Below are 18470 nucleotides of genomic sequence, written 5' to 3'. Positions count from 1 at the left end.
GCTTCAGGCGGCCTCGGCGAGCCTGGCCAGGGCGTCGAGGACGGTTCGACGGTCGGTCGTTCCCCACAGCGGCGGCAGCGCGCTGCGCAGGAAGGCACCGTAGCGCTCGGTCGCCAGGCGCGAGTCGAGCACCGCGACCACGCCACGGTCCGCCGTCGAGCGGATGAGGCGTCCGGCCCCCTGGGCGAGGCGCACCGCTGCATGCGTCGCGGAAACGCTCATGAAGCCGTTCCCCCCCGCCTGGGCGACGGCCCGTGACCGCGCCGTCATGAGAGGGTCGTCGGGGCGGGGAAAGGGGATCCGGTCGATCACCACCAGTCGGCACGACTGCCCGGGGACGTCCACCCCCTGCCACAGTGACATCGTGCCGAAGAGGCACGTGTCCGGCTCCGCGGCGAACTGCTTCACGAGCGCGCTCATCGAGGACTCGCCCTGGCACAGGATCGGCACCGCGACCCGTCCGCGCAGCTCATGGGCGGCGTCCTCCGCGGCGCGACGCGACGAGAACAGGCACAGGGCGCCGCCACGCGAGGCGGTCAGGAGGTCCTCGAGCTCATCGAGGGCCGCGGCCGAGACACCGCGCCCCGGCTTGGGCAGGTGCCGGGCCACATAGAGCATCCCCTGCTTCGGGTAGTCGAAGGGCGAACCGACGTCCACGCCAGTCCACGAGGGTGCCCCTGCTCCCAGAAGCCCGAGGCCGCCCGCCGTCGGCTCAAAGGCAGATCCAATGGCGAGCGTCGCGCTCGTGAGCACCACAGTGTGCCCGTCGAACAGGCCTTCCCTCAGCCGGCCCCCCACCCCGAGCGGGGCAATGTGCAGCATGGGCGGGGCGGAGTCATCGGGGGCCGAGTACCCCGTCACCGGGTCAGGGGCGCCGGTGCGGGTGACCCACAGCACCTCGCGGTTGGCCTCGGCGTCGAGGATGCGCTCGCATACCTCGAGAACGGCCAGGAGCCGCGACCGTGCCACCTGCCTGCCGCCGTCGGCCTGCTGCCCCTCGGAGGGCTTGGAATCGGACAACGCCACGCGGCAGGCGTCGCGCACGAGAGCGACATCCTGTGCCTGCTCCTCGTCGAGGCCGCGGGCAAGCAGTCCGGTCGGAGCCGACATGAGCGAAAGCTCGAGGGCCGTGGCCGCCGCCTGGAGCGTGTCGACCGTGATGCCGCAGTGGCGGCGGGCACTCGACGCCGCCGCCTGGATCATCTGCGCGGAGAGCTGCGCGCTCACCGCGCCGGTCACGCGGTCGGCGAGCTCATGAGCCTCATCCACCACCACGACGTCGTACTCCGGGAGCACGTTGAGCCCCTCGAAGGCGTTGATCGCGAGCATCGCGTGGTTCGTCACCACGATGTCCGCCTCGGCGCCCCGGGCCCGGGCAAGCTCGCTGAAGCACTCCGCGGCGAAAGGGCACTTCTGAGCGCTGAGGCACTCGAGTGCCGTCACGGACACCTGGCGCCACGCCCTGTCGCTGACCCCTGGCACGAGGTCGTCGCGGTCCCCCGTCTCGGTCTCCGAGGCCCACTCGCGCAGGCGCGCCACTTCCCGACCGAGCTGGCTCGTGGGGCCGGCCCCCGGGTGCCCGACGGCGCCGTCCTCGCCCAGCGCGAACAGCTGCCCCTCGGCGGGCTCGTCGGTCGGAAACCCGCCCTCGAGCTTGTGCCGGCACAGGTAGTTCGAGCGCCCCTTGACCAGGGCCACATCCACCGGTCGGTCCAGACGGGGCGTGATTGCCTCGAGGAGCCGCGGGATGTCCCGGCCCACGATCTGGGACTGGAGCGCGAGCGTTGCAGTGGCAACAACGGCGGGGCGCTCGCTCGACTGCGCGTGGGCGATGAGCGGCACGAGGTAGGCGAGGGACTTGCCGGTCCCGGTGCCCGCCTGGACAAGGAGGTGCTGTCCCTCCTCGATGGCCCGCGCCACCTGGCGGGCCATTTCGTGCTGGCCGTCGCGCTGCTGGCCCCCCATCGCGGCAACAGCGGCGTCCAGGAGCCCGAGAGCCTCACGCTCGGACGGCGAGGCGACGTCGGCGGGCGGGCCCCCGCCGTCGTCCTCAGCCTGAACCGTCGTGCCGGGACCTGCAGGATCAGTCATGGACCACGAACGGTGCGAGCTCGGCCGCGAGCTCCTCACGCACGACCGCCTCGACGCGCGTCCCCTCCGCCACGTGCTCGAGCGATCGGATCTCCGCGCTCGAGGTATGCAGCCGGTTCAGCAGGTCGCCGCGGCTGTACGGGACGAGCAGCGTGAGCGCCACGTCCGGGCGCGGGATCGCGTCGCTGATGGCGTTCTTGAGCTCGTCGATGCCCATCCCGGTCCGGGCGGACACGACCACGTGGCGCGGCTCGCGCTGTCGGAGGCGCTCGAGGACGAACGGATCCGCAGCGTCTGCCTTGTTCAGCACCACGATCTCGGGGACCTTGCGCGCGTCCACATCGCTGAGCACCTGCCGCACAGCGGCGATCTGGCCCTCGGGGTCGGGGTGCGAGGCGTCCACGACGTGCAGGATGAGGTCCGCGTCCGCGACCTCTTCGAGCGTGGAGCGGAACGCCTCCACGAGCTGCGTGGGCAGCGAGCGCACGAACCCGACCGTGTCCGCGATCGTGTACGGGAGCCCGTCCGGCGTCTCGGCTCGGCGCACGGTAGGGTCGAGGGTCGCGAAGAGGGCGTTCTCCACGAGCACCCCCGCGTCCGTGAGCCTGTTCAGGAGCGAGGACTTGCCGGCATTGGTGTAGCCGGCGATGGCCACCGAGGGGATCTCGTTGCGCTTGCGGTTGGCGCGCTTCGTCTCTCGGGCCGGCTTCATTCCCGCGATCTCGCGGCGCAGCTTGGCCATGCGTGTGCGGATGCGCCGCCGGTCGAGTTCGATCTTGGTCTCACCGGGGCCGCGGGAGCCGATGCCGCCGCCGGCCGCGCCGACGCGTCCGCCAGCCTGACGGGACATCGATTCGCCCCAGCCGCGAAGGCGCGGGAGGAGGTACTCGAGCTGGGCGAGCTCGACCTGGGCCTTGCCCTCGCGGCTCTTGGCATGCTGGGCGAAGATGTCGAGGATGAGCGCCGTGCGGTCGATGACCTTGACCTTGACGATGTCCTCGAGGCCTCGGCGCTGGGACGGGGAGAGCTCCGAGTCCACGATCACCGTGTCGGCGCCTGTCGCCGCGACGATGTCCCTGAGCTCGAGCGCCTTGCCTGAACCCAGGAAGGTCCCGGCATCGGGCTTCTGACGCCGCTGCACGACACCGTCGAGGACCTCCGAGCCGGCCGTCTCGGCCAGCGCGGCAAGCTCGCGCAGGGAGTTCTCTGCGTCCTCGAGCGTGCCCTCGGACCAGATCCCGGCGAGGACAACGCGCTCGAGTCGCAGCTGGCGGTACTCCACCTCGGTGATGTCCTCGAGCTCTGTGGACAGACCGGCCACGCGGCGGAGGGCGCGGCGCTCGGCGAGGTCCTGCTGGTCACCGTCGTAGTCGCCGTGCTCGGTTGCCACGTCAGAGATCGCGAGCGCCCGGCCATCGCCGAGGGCGCCACGGGGCGTCCGCTCGCCGTCGTCGCTCCCCGCCCCGCCGCCGCTCTTCCGCGCGCCCTTGGCGGCCGCGGCCTCCTCCTTCGCGAGGATCCGGTCGATGACGGCCTGGATGTCCGCGGGGCTGAGGTCCTTGGGGTCCTGCTGGTTCTCGGTCATGCTCTCCTTCACGGATGGAGTTCCAGAATAATGCGGGCGCTGCGCGCCGGTGGGTTTGGATGCGGGGACTTGTGGAAAAGCCGCGCGCGGATGCTGGGGATGCACGGTGCTCCTGTGAGTGCCTGTTCAGGGTCCGGCCGGAAGGGTCGTCGGCGGGACACGGTCGAAGGGCCAGGTTCCTGGGATGATCGATGGTCAAGCACACGGAAGCGCAGGGCCCAGTAAAGACTGAGGGCATCAGTAAAGACTGAGGGCATCAGGAGAACAGCATGCGTATCATTCTACCGGATCACTCCCCTGCCCGCGGCCGTTAGTCTGGACTGCTATGGACCAGGCCCACTACTTCAACGCCGAGCCGGGCGTCCCCGACGTGCGGCGGCCGCTCGCCGTCGTGCTCGAGGGGCGCGAGGTGACGCTGCGTACGTCGGCGGGCATCTTCAGCCCCGACGGGATCGACAAGGGCACGGCCGTACTGCTGGCGCAGGCCCCGGATCCCGCGCCGGAAGGGCACCTGCTGGACATCGGCTGCGGGTGGGGACCCATCGCGCTCACGATGGCCCTGCGCTCGCCCGCGGCGACCGTCCATGCTGTGGATGTCAACCGGCGCAGCCTCTCACTCACTCTCGAGAACGCGACGCTGCTCGGCCTGGAGAACGTGTCCGCCCAGCTGCCCGAGGACGTGGATCCGGGCCTGCGGTTCGCGACCATCTGGTCCAACCCCCCGATCCGCATCGGCAAGGCGGAGCTCCACGCACTCCTGCGCCTCTGGCTCCCACGCCTCGCGGTGGGCGGGGAGGCATGGCTTGTGGTGCAGAAGAACCTCGGCGCGGACTCGCTCGCCCGGTGGCTCGCCGAGGAGCTGGGCGGCGCGTATGACGTCGCACGGGCGGCGACGTCGAAGGGCTTCCGCCTGCTCGTGGTCACGCGCAGGAGCTGAGGCGCCCCGGCAGGAGCTGAGGCGCCCCGACCGCCGCTCGGCACTGCGCGGAGTGTTGACAGGCAGCCTCCTCGGGGCCAGTCTAAAAATGAAGGCCGGGACGTTACAGTGAGGGGTGCAGCCATGGCGCACGCTGCCCATGCCGACCTCTAGCGACGGCTCGGGCCGGCCCGCGCCCCGGGTCTACACGATCGGCCATTCCACCCGGCAAGTCGACGAGGTGGTGGAGATGCTGCGGAAGCACGGCGTGGGCGTGCTGGTCGACGTCCGTTCGTTCCCGGCGTCCCGCAAGCACCCGCAGTGGAATCAGGCAGCGCTCGCCGAAGTGCTTCCGGCCGACCTGCGCTACCACTGGATCCCGGCCCTCGGAGGGCGCCGGCACACCCCGGCCGGCGTCCCGACCCCCAACGCAGGATGGCGTGTCAAAGGCTTCCGGGACTACGCGGACTATATGGGCACGACGGCGTTCATGGAGGGCCTGGACGAGCTCGAGGACCTCGCCGCGAACGCCGTCCCAGCGATCATGTGCAGCGAGGCAGTGCCATGGCGCTGCCATCGTCGGCTCATCTCCGATGCGCTCCTGGTTGACGGAGTCGAGGTCATCCATCTGGTCTCACCGGCCGGGGCAACACCAGCAGAGCTGACGCCCTTCGCGGTGGTCCACGGCCGAACCATCACCTATCCGCCCACGGCTGAGACCTGAACACGACGGAAGAGGAGCACCATCATGCCAATGCACGCACGCCTCGACGCCCACCCCGCCCACAGCGCATGAGCGCCCGCATCGACAGCCTCTGGCCAATCGCCGCTTCCGACCTCGACGACGAGGCGCTGCTGGGCCTGTATGCGCCGCCGCCCGGTTCTTGGCTGCGGATGAACTTCGTCTCGTCGCTCGACGGCGCGGCGACGCGCGGGGGACAGTCAGCCGGACTGGGGGACGACGCCGACCGCCGGGTCTTCGAGCTCGCACGCCGGCATGCCGACGCCGTGCTGGTGGGGGCCGGGACCGCCCGCGCGGAGGGCTACGGGGCGATGGTGCTCTCCGGTGAGGCCCAGGCCTGGCGCACTGCCCGTGGCATGACGCGCCATCCCGTGGTCGTCCTCGTCAGCGCGTCCCTGCACCTCGACTCCGGCTCGCCGATCTTCGCCGATGCCCCCGTGCGGCCGATCGTCTACACCGTCGGCGGAGCGCCCGCTGGCCCGCGGGCGGCCGTCGGTGCGGTGGCGGACGTCGTGGAGGCAGGCCGTTCGGAACTCGACCCGCTCCTTGTGCGAGCCGACCTTGCGGACCGCGGGCTGGTGCACATCCACGCCGAGGGCGGCCCGAGCCTCTTCGGCGCGTTCCTCGCGGCAGGCGCGGTCGACGAGCTCCTGCTCACGCTCGCACCGACCCTCGAGGGCGGCAGTGCGGGACGCATTGCCCACGGGCCAGACGGTGCTCCTACCCTGATGGCGCTCGCAGGAGTGCTGCGCGCCGGCGACGAACTGCTGCTGCGCTACCGGCGTTCCGACTAGACGCGCTGCGTGGGCGGGTGGGCCGCTACCCGAGGGTGCCGTGCGCCACGATGACGGCGGGGCCGGACAGTTCGACGTGCTCGCGGCCGTCGGTGCCCGGCACGAACGCCACGCCCACCCGCCCTCCGGGCACGGCAACGTCCCACCGATCGGGGGCGGCGTCGCCGGCCCAGTAGCGGATCGCCGTCGCGGCTGCACACGCGCCCGTGCCGCAGGACTGCGTCTCGCCGACTCCGCGCTCGTGCACGCGCATCGTGATCCTCCCGATCCCGTCCGCCACGAGCGGCTCCGACGGGACCACGAACTCGACGTTGGTGCCATGCGGCGGAACCGGCTCGACAAGAGGGGCGGCGTGCAGATTGAGGGCCGCGAGCTCACCCGGCTCGGCGAGCGCCACCACCGTGTGCGGGTTGCCCATGCTCACGCTCAGGCCGGGACGTGCCACGTCGAGGCCCCCGGCCGTCACCGTCGCATCGCTCGCGTCCGCGGCCGCGCGCCGTGGGTCGATGAACTCCCACGGACCCATGTCGACGGCGAAGCCGTCCGCACGGCGTTCGACCCGCTTCACCCCGGCTCGCGTGCCGATGGGCAGAACCTCGCCCGGCGCCAGCTCGACCAGGCCCTGGTCGATCAGGAAGGCCACGAAGACGCGGACGCCGTTGCCGCACATCTCCGAGAGCGAGCCGTCAGCATTGCGGTAGTCCATGAACCACTCGGCGGCCGGCTCCTCGGCGAGGACAGCGGCGCCCTCGGCGAGTTCGCTCGAGCGGATGGCGCGGATGAGTCCGTCGGCGCCGATGCCCTGGTGCCGGTCGCACAGCGCGGCGGCCTCCGCCTCAGCCAGATGCCTCTCCCCGGCCGGGTCGGCAACGAGCACGAAGTCGTTCCCGGTGCCGTGGCCCTTCGCGAACGGCAGGCCGGTCAGGCCGTGGAGGACGTCGGGGGCGGACGGCGCGGAGAGGGTCATGCGCCAAGCCTACCGTCGGCCTCGCGCACGACGGCGAGCGCCCGCTCTACGAGGTCCGGCGCCACTGCGTCGAGCCAGCGCACACGGGGATCTGCGCGGAACCACGTGAGCTGGCGGCGTGCGAACTGCCGGGTTGCGACGATGGTCTCCTCGACCGCCTGCTCGGCCGTGGATTCGCCGTCGAGGACCCGGAGGAACTGCCCGTAGCCCAGCGCCCGGGAGGCGGTCCTGCCGTCACGGAGCCCCGCGGCGGCCAGACGCGCGACTTCGGCGGCCAGACCGGCGTCGACCATCCGGTGCACGCGGGCCGCGATCCGCTCGTGGAGCACGGCGCGGTCCAGGTCGAGGCCGATCTGCACCGCGGGCGCGGCGTACTGCCGCTCCGGCATGAAGGAGCTGAATGGCCGGCCGGTGATCTCGTGGACCTCGAGGGCGCGGATGATCCGACGGGCGTCGCCGAGCCGGCCGGCAGAATCCGGATCCACGGAGCGCAGCCGCTCCCGCAGCACCTCGATCCCGACCTTCTCCGCCTCCGCCTCGAGCCGGGCGCGGACGGCAGGGTCGGTTCCGGGGAACTCGAGGACGTCGAGGGCCGCGCGGACGTAGAGGCCAGAGCCGCCCACGAGGATTGCGCGGCGTCCACGGGCGTGGATGTCGGCGATGGCCCCGCGCGCCCACGCCTGGAATGCAGACACGGATGCCTCCTCGGTGACGTCGAGGACGTCGAGGAGGTGGTGCGGGACGCCCCGGCGCCCGGCCACGGTGATCTTCGCGGTGCCGATGTCCATTCCGCGGTAGAACTGCAGCGCATCCGCGTTGACGACCTCGCCGCCGAGGATGAGCGCGAGCTCGACCGCGAGGTCTGACTTCCCGGACCCAGTGGGCCCGACGACCGCGATGACGGGCGGCGCGCCGGCTGCGTCCTCTGCTCCCGGCACTGCGGCTACGCGGTGCGGAGGGGCAGGGCGGGCATGCCCAGGCTCACGGATCCACCGGGCGCCGACGAGACGCCCTGGGACGGCACGCCGCACGTATCCGCCTGGGCGCGGTCCCACGCGTCTCCGGCCCGGGAGCGCCGCAGCGAGTAGGCATCCGGGCCTGCCGGATCGGCAATCAAGTGGAACGGCGCCGCGTCGGTGACCGTCACCGTCACGAGATCACCCGGGCGGGGGGCCGAGGCTCCCTCGGGAACCGAGAAGTGCACGAGACGGTTGTCACGCGCGCGCCCGGACAGGCGATGGGTCTCCCCCGCCTTGCGGCCCGCCTGGGCCGTCGCCATGACTTCGATCGTCCGGCCGACCTGCGCCGCATTCTCCTCCGCGGCGATCCTGTCCTGGAGGGCGATGAGGCGCTCGTAGCGCTCCTGGACCACGGCCTTGGGCAGCTGGTCCGGGAGCGTGGCCGCCGGCGTGCCGGGCCGCTGGGAGTACTGGAACGTGAACGCATTCGAGAAGCGCGAACGCTCCACAACGTCGAGCGTGGCCTGGAAGTCCTCCTCGGTCTCGCCGGGGAAGCCCACGATGATGTCGGTGGTGATCGCCGCGTGCGGGATGCGCTCGCGGACGCGGTCCAGGATTCCGAGGAACTTCGCGCTGCGGTAGGAGCGGCGCATCTCGCGCAGGATCCGGTCGGAGCCGGACTGGAGCGGCATGTGCAGCTGGGGCATGACGTTCGGGGTCTCGGCCATCGCCTCGATGACGTCGTCAGTGAAGGCCGCGGGATGCGGGCTGGTGAAGCGGACACGCTCGAGGCCCTCGATCTGCCCGCACGCGCGCAGCAGCTTGCCGAACGCGAGCCGGTCGCCGAACTCGACGCCGTAGGAGTTGACGTTCTGCCCGAGCAGCGTCACCTCGATCGCGCCGTCGTCCACGAGGGCCTGAACTTCCGCGAGGATGTCGCCCGGCCGGCGATCGCGCTCCTTGCCTCGCAGGCTGGGCACGATGCAGAACGTGCAGGTGTTGTTGCAGCCCACCGAGATGGAGACCCAGCCGCTGTAGACAGACTCACGCTTGGTGGGCAGCGTGGAAGGGAAGACCTCCAGGGATTCGAGGATCTCCAGCTGCGCCTCGGCGTTGTGGCGCGCCCGTTCGAGCAGGGCCGGAAGCGCCCCGACGTTGTGGGTGCCGAAGACGGCATCAACCCACGGCGCCCTCGCGAGGATGGTGTCGCGGTCCTTCTGCGCGAGGCAGCCACCGACGGCGATCTGCATGCCGGGGTGGCGTGCCTTGACCGGCCGCAGCTGGCCGAGGTGGCCGTAGAGCCGGTTGTCGGCGTTCTCACGCACCGCGCAGGTGTTGAACACGACGACGTCCGGCTCGCTGCCCTCCTGCGCCCGGACGTAGCCAGCGGACTCGAGAAGACCGGACATGCGCTCTGAATCGTGGACATTCATCTGGCAGCCGAACGTGCGCACCTCATAGGAGCGTGGGGACGGCTCGGCAGCGGGGGCGGGCAGCGGAGAACTCACCCACCAAGGGTACCGGCCGCCTCGCCCACCGGAAGACCGGATCGTCCCGACCTCCGCGGCTTGTCCTAGTACCAGCCGGCGGAGACCTCGTGCGCCCACGCGTTGCACGGCGTGCCGTAGCGGGAGGCGATGTAGCCGAGCCCCCAGTTGATCTGCGTACGGTAGTTGGTGAGCCAGTCGCTGCCCGCCGTGTAGTACTTGCTCGGCGGGAGCGCCTGGGCGATCCCGTAGGCGCCGCTCGAAGGATTCGTCGCGTCGGTGAGCCAGCTCGATTCCTGCGTCCAGAGCTTCAGGAGGCAGCCGAACTGGCCGCTGTCCCACCCATAGGCTCCGAGTTGAGAGGATGCGTAGGCCTGGGCACCGGCCGGGTCGTCGACCACACCCACACCCGGGCTGACTGCCGGCGGGGGCGGCGGGGGTGCCGCCGGGAGGGGAGCGACGACGGGAGCGGCCGGGATGACAGCCGCTCCCTGCGCCTGTCCTGAGGCTGCGGGTCCCTGCACGGGCGCCGGCGGCTGCACCGGAACCTGACGCTGCGTCTGGACTTGCTGCTGCTGCGCCTGCTGTTGGGCCAGGGCCTCCTGCTGGCGGGCGAGCGCCTCCTGCTGCCGCCGCTGCGCCTCGGCCGCCGCCTGCTGGGCGGCCTGTTCGGCGGCCCGGCGCTTGGCCTCCTGCGCGGCCGCGTAGGCAGCCTGCGCGGCCTGCCCCTCACGGTACTTCTGCTCGACCTCGACAGACGTTCCCTTGAGGTCCGCCAGCTGGGCCAGGAGCAGGTCTTCGTGCTGCTGGGTCTGGGTGACCACGTCCTGTGCCTGCTGCTGTGCCTGCTGGGCAAGGCTGAACTGCTGGGCGGCCGTGGCGGCGAGATCGGCCAGCGCATCCTTCGCGGCCTGTGACGCGTCTTCGGCAGCCGCCGCGGCGTTGGCAGCAACCCGGTAGTCCCTCACGGCCTGCGCCGTCTGGTCCCCAAGGACCTGCAGCGTCTGGAGGCGGTTCAGCCCGTCCTGCTGGCCGATCACCGAGAGCGCTTCTATGGGGCCACCGCCTGACCCGCCCATGTAGGAGTCGGCGGCGAGCTGGCCGGCCTGACGCTGCGCCGCATCCCTCTCAGCCGCCCGCTTCGCTGCCTCCGCGTCGAGCACCGCCACGACCTGCTGCTGGTCCTTGACGGCCTGGGCGGCCTTCGCGGATGCGGCGCCCGCCGTCACAGCCTTCGCCGACGCGTCGGCGGCGGTGGATTCGACGCTGGTCAGTAGCGAGCCGATCCGGTCTGCCTCCGCCTTGGCGGAGTCGGCGTTGGACTTCGCGGCCTGCACATCTGCCCAGGTGGGGTAGCCAGAGGGTGGCCCGTCGTCAGCACCCGCCATCGGCGCCCCTGCCGGCAAGGCGCTGACCACGGCGAGCGTCAGCAGCACTGCGCTACGCACCCGCCCGAGGCGCCGGCGTAAGGGGAAGCCCTGCTCTGATCGCACGGGTTAGAGAATACCCCAGTAATCCCATTTGTCACTGTAGTCACAGGATTCCCAGCAACCTCGGAGACACGCCGGAGATGAGTCCCTACACGATGTCAGGTCTCTCCGTTCGGCACCTCGAGGGCCTCGGCGTCCAACACCTCGGCCGCGAGTACCTCCGCGGCAAGGCGAAAAGCGGTACCCGGTGCATGCCCCTTCCGCGCGAGCATGGCGACCAGTCGGCGCAGCTCCTTGTCGCGGGCGGCCCGATCCTCACGGTCGAAGGGCCTGACGCGCCGCGCCAGCAAGCGCCGAGCGGCGTCCTCCTCGGCCTCGGGGCTGAGCTCGCCCAATGCCTTTTCTGCCGTCTCGCCGGTGATTCCCTTCTCGCTCAGCTCACGGCGCAGCGCGGTCCGGCCAAGCGACCTCGTCTCCCCACGGCTCCGGACCCACATCCGGGCGAATTCCGCGTCGTCGACAAGACCGACCTCCTCGAACCGGGAGAGGAGCGCGTGGGCGAGGTCCTCGGGGACGTTCCGATCGCGCAGCTTCTGTTCGAGCTGCAGTCGGCTGCGCGGCCCCATGGTGAGCTGGCGGAGCAGGATCGCCCGCGCCACAGCCTCGGGGTCGGCGTCCGGATCCAGCTCGGGCGGTGGGCCCTGAGTGCGCCTTCCGCCAGTCACCTAGTCCCCGTCGACGGCCTTGAGGCGCGGCTGGTCCTCGTCCTCGGCGTCCTTCTTGACTCCTACGCCGAGCTTCTCCTTGATGAGCCGCTCGAGTTCCTCAGCCAGCTCGGGGTTGTCCCGCAGGAATCGGCGTGAGTTCTCCATCCCCTGACCCAGCTGATCGCCGTCATACGTGAACCACGAGCCCGACTTCTTGATGATGCCGTGCTCGACGCCCATGTCGATGATTCCCCCTTCGCGGGAGATGCCCTGACCGTAGATGATGTCGAACTCGGCCTGCTTGAAGGGCGGCGCCATCTTGTTCTTGACAATCTTCGCCTTGGTCCGGTTGCCGACCGAATCGGCGCCCTCCTTGAGGGTCTGGATCCGACGGACATCGATGCGGACCGACGCGTAGAACTTGAGCGCCTTGCCACCGGTTGTCGTCTCAGGCGAGCCGAAGAAGACGCCGATCTTCTCACGCAGCTGGTTGATGAAGATCGCGGTGGTCTTGGTCTGGTTGAGCCGACCGGTGACCTTCCGGAGGGCCTGGCTCATGAGACGCGCCTGGAGGCCGACGTGGCTGTCCCCCATCTCTCCCTCGATCTCTGCACGCGGCACGAGCGCCGCGACAGAGTCGATGACGATGATGTCCAGCGAGCCGGAGCCCACGAGCATGTCCATGATCTCGAGCGCCTGCTCTCCCGTGTCCGGCTGGGAGACGAGCAGCGCATCCGTGTCGACGCCCAGCTTGGCGGCGTACTCCGGATCGAGCGCGTGCTCGGCATCGATGAACGCAGCGATGCCTCCGTTGCGCTGGGCGTTGGCGACCGCGTGGAGGGCCACCGTCGTCTTGCCCGAGGACTCCGGGCCGTAGATCTCGACCACGCGGCCGCGCGGGAGGCCGCCGATGCCCAAGGCGACGTCGAGTGCGATGGACCCGGTGGGGATGACCTCGATGGGCGCCCGGGTGTCATCTCCAAGCCTCATGATCGAGCCCTTGCCGAACTGCTTGTCGATCTGCGCCAGTGCCGCCTCAAGCGCCTTCTGGCGCTCCGGCGTGGACGGCGTTGATGCTGCCATGGTCTTCCTCCGAGTCGGGTTCTGTCGCGGCAGCGCCCTGTCCTGCCTGCCGCTCCTCCATGCCGCTCACGCTACCGACCCCCACCGACAATGGAAGCGCAGTCACCCCGCCATGTGGACAACTCGGCGCAGTCAGCCTCTGGAATGCTCTGCATACGACACTACAGCTCCCCCGAACACATCTTCGAATCCCACTCGGCGTGTCGTCAGCTCTCCCGCAGGCGCCCGGAAGCGGGCTCCAGGTTCAGTCCTTGAGGGGACGGTCCTTGCCCAGCCTCCGCTCCGGGGGCACATCCTGGAGATCGCAGACAGCGTTCCATACCGTGCGCGGAGGGACCCCTGCCTTGAGGGCATCCTCAGCGGTCCGGCCGCCCACGGCAGAGAGCACGGCGCTGGAAGCAAGCACATGCGCGTAGCCCGCGCCGAACTCGTCTTCCATCAGCCTCCAGAAATCACTGTTGCGCACTCGGCCATTCTCCCCCACAGCCCGCGGTCCCCCTCCTGCCCCCTGCCGATCGGGAGCCGGCGAGCCGCCCTAAGATGAAGGCATGTCCATACCGCATGCCCCAGCCGCCTTCGACACCGCCCTTGTCGACGTCGAACAGCAGCTTGCGGTGTTCTGGCGCCGCGGCCGCGCTGCGTCGGTGGGACTGTCCCGCGGACTCCATCCCGATCTCGACCCGGCGGCCTACGGCCTGCTGACGATCCTCCACCGCGACGGGGCGCGCCGGGTGACTGACCTGGCCGCCTCCGTCGGGGTTGGAAAGCCGACGGTGAGCCGGCAGATCGCGCTCCTCGAAGAACTCGGACTCGTGGCCAAGGAGGCAGATCCCAGTGACGGGCGCGCCCAGCAAGTCACCCTGACGGGCGAGGGCGAGCGCCAGGTTGCAGAGCTGAAGCGCCGCCGGCACGAGTTCTTCGCCGAGCGGCTCGCCTCCTGGGACCCCCGTGAGCTCACCGAGCTGGCCGAGTACCTCCGCCGGATGAACGACGCCCTCGCCCCCCACCACTGAGCTCCCCGCCCCGACGAGCGGCCGGAGACGACGAAGGACCGGACGCTTTCGCGTCCGGTCCTTCCCGAGTCGTGGTGGCGTCAGCTGATCGTGCTCAGCTCGGCGTCCAGGTCAGTGTTCGTGTCCCTGCCATACCGCTGGGCGAACTCCTGAGGCACCGTGTCCGGGATCGTGATCCCTTCCGCGACGGCAACGCGGTCGCTGACTTCGCGGAGCATGACCGAGAGCGGCACATCCAGTGCCGAGCAGATCGAGGAGAGCAGCTCCGAGGAGGCCTCCTTCTGACCGCGCTCGACCTCGCTGAGGTATCCGAGCGACACCCTCGCATTGTGCGAGACTTCACGGAGCGTTCGGCCCTGGCGCTGACGGACGTCGCGGAGGACGTCTCCAATCTCATGACGCAGAACAACCATCTTGCGCTCCTTCTGTTCCTGCTTACCGATGTCGGCCAGGCCCACGTCACGCCAGCGCACAACGCCGTTGACGGATACGGGCTGCTTAACCATGTGGATCGATGCGCTCCTTGGTCCAGATCCCCGCGGCGGGCGGGTCCGTGTGAATCATCCTAGTGCTGCCGCCATCCGGTGACGACACTATCCACAACTTTCACGACACTGGGATTGTTCCCCGTCGGCGCCCGGCCACACACAATTCACAGCGGGCTCCCAGTTTTCAGGAGCCCCCGCGGAGCGCGGCCAGCAGCCCGTCCAGCGCGGCCTGGGCGGCGGCCGCGCGGACAGCGGGCCGGTCGCCGCTGAAGAGGTAGGGCCTCACGGTCGTACCCGCCGGCCCCGAGACGGCAACGAAGACCGTCCCCACCGGCTTGCCGTCGTGAGGCTCGGGGCCTGCGGCGCCGGTCGTCGAGACGCCGTAGTCCGCACGGCAGACGCGCCGGGCGCCGTCGGCCATCTGGCGCGCCACCTCGGCGTCGACCGAACCTACCGCCGAGAGCAGCGCGCGGGACACGCCGAGCACGTCCGCCTTCACCTCGCTCGAATAGCTCACGACGCCGCCGCGCAGCATGGCGGAGGCACCCGGGACGTCCGCGAGGGACGCCGCAACGAGGCCCGCCGTGAGGGACTCGGCCGTCGCCGCCGTCGCACCCTGCGCGATGAAGGCCTCCACCACGTCGCGCGCTGTCGTGGCTGCGCCCTCGGACACGTCGGCCGCCATCAGCTCACCGGCCCTTCAGGGCGCTCGCCCGCAGCCGCGCAGCCTTCACAAGGTAGTCGAGGCCCGTCACCACGGTCACGGCGAGGGCGAGGACCATGATCCAGAAAGCAATCGCCGCCAAGACTGCAAGTCCCGGGGTGAGCGGGAACAGGTAGAGGAGGATCGCAACGGTCTGCAGGACGGTCTTGAGCTTCCCCCCAGGCGAGGCGGGCATGACACCGTAGCGGATCACGACGAACCGCAGGGCCGTGATCCCCCATTCGCGCACGAGGATGAGGACCGTGATCCACCATGGCAGCTCGCCGAGCACGGAGAGCAGCACGAGTGCTGATCCGGTGAGGAGCTTGTCCGCGATGGGATCGGCGATCTTGCCGAAGTCGGTGATGAGGTTCCGCTTGCGGGCGATGGCGCCGTCGAGCTGGTCCGTGTAGATCGCGACCGCGAACAGCACGAAGGCGATCCACCGCAGCACCCCGTGCTGGCTGCCGTCGGCGAGGAGCGACCAGATGAAGAACGGGACGAGGATGATCCTCACCATGGTGAGGATGTTGGGCACGTTCCACAGCTGTGATGGCGGCGCTGCCGAGGGGATGGTCACCGTCTCAGCCTAGCGTCCGGTGAGCTGCCAGGCGTCCTCGCCGTCGCCGTCGTCGTCACCGTCGTGGTAGTCGACAGCCTGCGGACGGGAGTCGAGGTCCTTGGCCACGAGGTCCTCGGCGTAGGGCGAGTCGACCTCGTAGTCGCCCACGTGGTGGTTTGCGCTCGCGTTGTCGGCGAGCGCGTGGTCGCTCCGGGCCTGGTCGGGAGCGGCGGACGACGGCGCGTCCTCGCCTCGCAGCGCGGAGAGCACCGCGGGCAGGTCGTCGGGCTTGACGAGGACATCGCGCGCCTTGGATCCCTCGGAGGGCCCGACGACCCCGCGGCTCTCGAGGAGGTCCATGAGCCGGCCGGCCTTGGCGAAGCCCACGCGCAGCTTGCGCTGGAGCATCGACGTCGAGCCGAACTGGGTCGTCACGACGAGCTCGGTCGCCTGGAGCAGCACCTCGAGGTCATCGCCGATCTCCTCGTCGATCTGCTTCTTCTCGGGCTCGGCCGCCACGTCCTCGCGGTACGTCACGGTCAGCTGGCCCTTGACGTGCTCGACCACCTTGTTGATCTCGGACTCGGACACCCACGCGCCCTGGACGCGCATGGGCTTCGACGCCCCCATGGGCAGGAACAGCGCGTCGCCCTGGCCGATCAGCTTCTCGGCGCCGGGCTGGTCGAGGACGACCCGGGAGTCGGTGACGGAGGACGTCGCGAATGCCATCCTCGACGGCACGTTGGCCTTGATGAGGCCCGTGACGACGTCTACCGACGGGCGCTGGGTGGCGAGCACCAGGTGGATGCCTGCCGCGCGCGCCAGCTGGGTGATGCGCACGATGGAGTCCTCGACGTCGCGCGGGGCGACCATCATGAGGTCGGCGAGCTCGTCCACGATCACCAGCAGGTAGGGATAGGGACGCACCTTGCGCTCGGAGCCCGGCGGGGGCACGACCTTGCCCGCACGGACTGCCTTGTTGAAGTCGTCGATGTGCTTGAAGCCGTAGTTGGCGAGGTCGTCGTACCGCGCATCCATTTCACGGACCACCCACTGGAGGGCCTCGGCGGCCTTCTTGGGGCTCGTGATGATGGGGGTGATGAGGTGAGGCACGCCCTCGTAGGCCGTGAGCTCCACGCGTTTCGGGTCGACCATGACCATGCGCACCTCATCGGGAGTGGCCCGCATGAGGATCGAGGTGATCATCGAGTTCACGAACGAGGACTTGCCCGCGCCGGTCGCACCTGCGACGAGCAGGTGGGGCATCTTGGCGAGGTTCGCGACGACGAAGCCGCCCTCGACATCCTTGCCGACGCCCATCACCATCGGATGCTCCGTTCGGCGCGCGTTCTGGCTGCGCAGCACGTCGCCGAGCGAGACCGTCTCGCGGTCGGTGTTCGGGATCTCGATCCCGATCGCGCTCTTGCCCGGGATCGGGCTGAGGATGCGCACGTCGGAGCTCGCCACCGCGTAGGCGATGTTCTTGGACAGCGCCGTGACCTTCTCGACCTTGGTTCCCGGAGACAGCTCGATCTCGTACCGCGTGACCGTCGGGCCCCGGGAGAACCCGGTCACCTCGGCGTCCACATTGAACTGCGTGAGCGTGCTCGTCAGCGCCGCCACGACGGCGTCGTTCGCCTCGGTGCGCTCCTTGGGCGCGGAACCCTGCACGAGGAAGTCCGAGGACGGCAGCGTGTACGCGACGTCGCCCGAGAGCTGGAGCTGCTCGGTGCGCTGCGGGATCGGCGCCGGCGGCGGGGTCGGCGCCACGGGATTCGACGGCACGTGGACAGCGGCGCCGACCGTGGGGGTGGGGAGCCCGACGGTGGGGATCGCCTCCGTCGGCTCCCCCGTGGGGACCCCGGCCGCCGGGCCCGCAGCCGCCGCGCGGCCCTGCGCCGCGCGGATCTTCTGGATGGCCGCCTCCGCCTGGGAGCGGCCGGGACCCGCCGCAGGCATCTGGGCGGTGGGCTCGGGGGCCTCGGCGTCGTCGACGATGGCCCGCTCATAGGGCTCGTCCCCCGAACGCTCCTGAGGCTCCTCCTCGCTGCCCTCGGGCTGCCTGCCGAACAGGCCGCGCTTCTTCCGGCGGCGCTCGTGCGCGGCGTCCTGGGCGCGGCGCTCCGAGTCGTAGAGGTAGCTGCGGTCGTGGCCGTCCTGCTCCTCGGGCCCGAGGTCCAGCCCCATGAGGTGCTCCCACGCGCCGCGGATGCGGCGTGGAATGGCCGCGAAGGGAGTCGCCGTGACGATGAGCACCGAGACGAACGCGAGCAGCGAGTACACGATCACCGGAACGGCGGGGTGGATCGTGGCAAGGAGGGACGCCGCGAGGAAGCCGAGCATCCCGCCGGCGGTGCGCAGCCCGTCGAACCCGTTGGCAGCCGAGGGCAGCCCTCCGAAGACGTGGGCCAGGCCGGTCGCAGAGAAGGCCATGACGAGGAAGCCGATGCCCACTCGGTTGTTCCCGCGGTGGTCGGCGGGTTTGCGGAAGAGGCGGAACGCGCACACGCCCAGCATGAGCGGGAGCAGGAGTGAGACCCAGCCGAAGGTGCCGTTGACCACGGCGTAGACCGCGTCCGGGAACCAGCCCGTCCACCCCCACCAGGCAAAGGTGGCGATGAATACCGCCAGGACCAGATTGAACAGCGCGGCCCCGTCACGCCGCACCTCGGGGTCGACGTCGCTCACGTCCGTCCCGATGCGGCGCACTCCCCCGCCGACGGTGTGGGCGATGCCGCCCCAGACGCCGCCGATCACGCGCGCGAGCCACGGCTGTCCACTCTCCGTCGTCGTGACGCGGCGCGACCCCGCACCGCCCTTGCCCGTCCTCGCGCGGGACGCACCGGCCCGGCTGCCCGCTTTGGACGCGCTGGACCGGTTCGAGGTGCCGGATCTGGTGGGTGGCGTGGAGGAGGTACGAGTCGCCATATTGGCCACCGTACC

At 70.4% G+C, this 18470-nt stretch carries 17 protein-coding genes; 4 read left to right on the top strand and 13 right to left on the bottom strand.

Annotated features, from left to right (window positions below; all coding sequences use genetic code 11):
* Positions 1-3: 3 nt before the first annotated feature.
* Both IE231_RS14385 and hflX read right to left on the bottom strand, forming a co-directional pair.
* Positions 4-2091, bottom strand: coding sequence for an ATP-dependent DNA helicase (locus IE231_RS14385; RefSeq protein ID WP_189694668.1), 2088 nt, complete (start codon positions 2089-2091; stop codon positions 4-6).
* Positions 2084-3676, bottom strand: a complete 1593-nt coding sequence (hflX, locus tag IE231_RS14380; RefSeq protein WP_189694667.1) for a GTPase HflX — start codon at positions 3674-3676, stop codon at positions 2084-2086. The genes IE231_RS14385 and hflX overlap by 8 nt, the downstream gene beginning before the upstream one ends.
* A gap of 325 nt (positions 3677-4001) precedes the next feature.
* Between hflX and IE231_RS14375 the strand changes: the two genes are divergently transcribed.
* From IE231_RS14375 to IE231_RS14365, 3 genes are all read left to right on the top strand, one after another.
* Positions 4002-4613, top strand: a complete 612-nt coding sequence (locus IE231_RS14375) for a class I SAM-dependent methyltransferase (protein ID WP_189694666.1) — start codon at positions 4002-4004, stop codon at positions 4611-4613.
* Between the two features lie 139 nt (positions 4614-4752).
* The gene (locus tag IE231_RS14370) at positions 4753-5316 is read left to right on the top strand and encodes a DUF488 domain-containing protein (protein WP_189694665.1); all 564 of its coding nucleotides are present in this window, start codon (positions 4753-4755) and stop codon (positions 5314-5316) included.
* A gap of 68 nt (positions 5317-5384) precedes the next feature.
* Complete coding sequence (locus tag IE231_RS14365) at positions 5385-6128, top strand: dihydrofolate reductase family protein (RefSeq protein WP_189694664.1); 744 nt, start codon at positions 5385-5387, stop codon at positions 6126-6128.
* Positions 6129-6153: 25 nt separating this feature from the next.
* Here the strand turns inward: IE231_RS14365 and dapF are convergent, their stop codons facing one another.
* The 7 genes from dapF to IE231_RS14330 form a co-directional block, all read right to left on the bottom strand.
* On the bottom strand, positions 6154-7095 hold the full coding sequence (gene dapF, locus IE231_RS14360) for a diaminopimelate epimerase (RefSeq protein ID WP_189694663.1): 942 nt from the start codon (positions 7093-7095) through the stop codon (positions 6154-6156).
* Positions 7092-8033 (bottom strand): tRNA (adenosine(37)-N6)-dimethylallyltransferase MiaA, encoded by a 942-nt coding sequence (gene miaA / locus IE231_RS14355; protein WP_229867045.1) that lies wholly within the window; start codon positions 8031-8033, stop codon positions 7092-7094. Before miaA ends, dapF begins: the two co-directional genes overlap by 4 nt.
* Positions 8034-8038: 5 nt before the next feature.
* A complete protein-coding gene (gene miaB / locus IE231_RS14350) occupies positions 8039-9562 on the bottom strand; it encodes a tRNA (N6-isopentenyl adenosine(37)-C2)-methylthiotransferase MiaB (RefSeq protein ID WP_189694661.1) in 1524 nt (507 codons plus the stop codon).
* A gap of 65 nt (positions 9563-9627) precedes the next feature.
* Positions 9628-10989: an aggregation-promoting factor C-terminal-like domain-containing protein gene (locus tag IE231_RS14345; RefSeq protein WP_189694660.1), complete on the bottom strand. Its 1362-nt coding sequence runs from the start codon at positions 10987-10989 to the stop codon at positions 9628-9630.
* A gap of 140 nt (positions 10990-11129) precedes the next feature.
* Entirely contained in the window at positions 11130-11696 is a 567-nt protein-coding gene (locus IE231_RS14340; RefSeq protein WP_306341572.1) for a regulatory protein RecX, read from the bottom strand.
* Positions 11697-12761, bottom strand: coding sequence for a recombinase RecA (recA, locus tag IE231_RS14335; protein ID WP_189694659.1), 1065 nt, complete (start codon positions 12759-12761; stop codon positions 11697-11699). It lies immediately after the preceding gene.
* Positions 12762-13005: 244 nt separating this feature from the next.
* Positions 13006-13227: a DUF3046 domain-containing protein gene (locus IE231_RS14330; protein ID WP_189694658.1), complete on the bottom strand. Its 222-nt coding sequence runs from the start codon at positions 13225-13227 to the stop codon at positions 13006-13008.
* 82 nt (positions 13228-13309) lie between these two features.
* On the opposite strand from IE231_RS14330, the gene IE231_RS14325 reads away from it, so the two are divergent.
* Positions 13310-13774, top strand: a complete 465-nt coding sequence (locus tag IE231_RS14325) for a MarR family winged helix-turn-helix transcriptional regulator (RefSeq protein WP_189694657.1) — start codon at positions 13310-13312, stop codon at positions 13772-13774.
* A gap of 80 nt (positions 13775-13854) precedes the next feature.
* Here IE231_RS14325 and IE231_RS14320 read toward each other — a convergent pair whose 3' ends face one another.
* From IE231_RS14320 to IE231_RS14305, 4 genes are all read right to left on the bottom strand, one after another.
* Positions 13855-14280: a helix-turn-helix domain-containing protein gene (locus IE231_RS14320; RefSeq protein WP_189694656.1), complete on the bottom strand. Its 426-nt coding sequence runs from the start codon at positions 14278-14280 to the stop codon at positions 13855-13857.
* A 166-nt stretch (positions 14281-14446) separates the two neighbouring features.
* Positions 14447-14947 (bottom strand): CinA family protein, encoded by a 501-nt coding sequence (locus tag IE231_RS14315; RefSeq protein ID WP_189694655.1) that lies wholly within the window; start codon positions 14945-14947, stop codon positions 14447-14449.
* A 4-nt stretch (positions 14948-14951) separates the two neighbouring features.
* Positions 14952-15485 (bottom strand): CDP-diacylglycerol--glycerol-3-phosphate 3-phosphatidyltransferase, encoded by a 534-nt coding sequence (pgsA, locus tag IE231_RS14310; RefSeq protein ID WP_189694714.1) that lies wholly within the window; start codon positions 15483-15485, stop codon positions 14952-14954.
* Positions 15486-15554: 69 nt separating this feature from the next.
* Positions 15555-18455 carry an FtsK/SpoIIIE family DNA translocase gene (locus IE231_RS14305; protein ID WP_189694654.1) on the bottom strand — a complete coding sequence of 967 codons (2901 nt, stop codon included), beginning with the start codon at positions 18453-18455 and terminating at the stop codon, positions 15555-15557.
* Positions 18456-18470 lie beyond the last annotated feature (15 nt).

The sequence above is a fragment of the Sinomonas cellulolyticus genome, assembly GCF_014656475.1.
Classification (GTDB): domain Bacteria; phylum Actinomycetota; class Actinomycetes; order Actinomycetales; family Micrococcaceae; genus Sinomonas; species Sinomonas cellulolyticus.
Note: the sequence above shows the minus strand (reverse complement) of the source record. Positions and strands in the feature narration are given on the sequence as shown.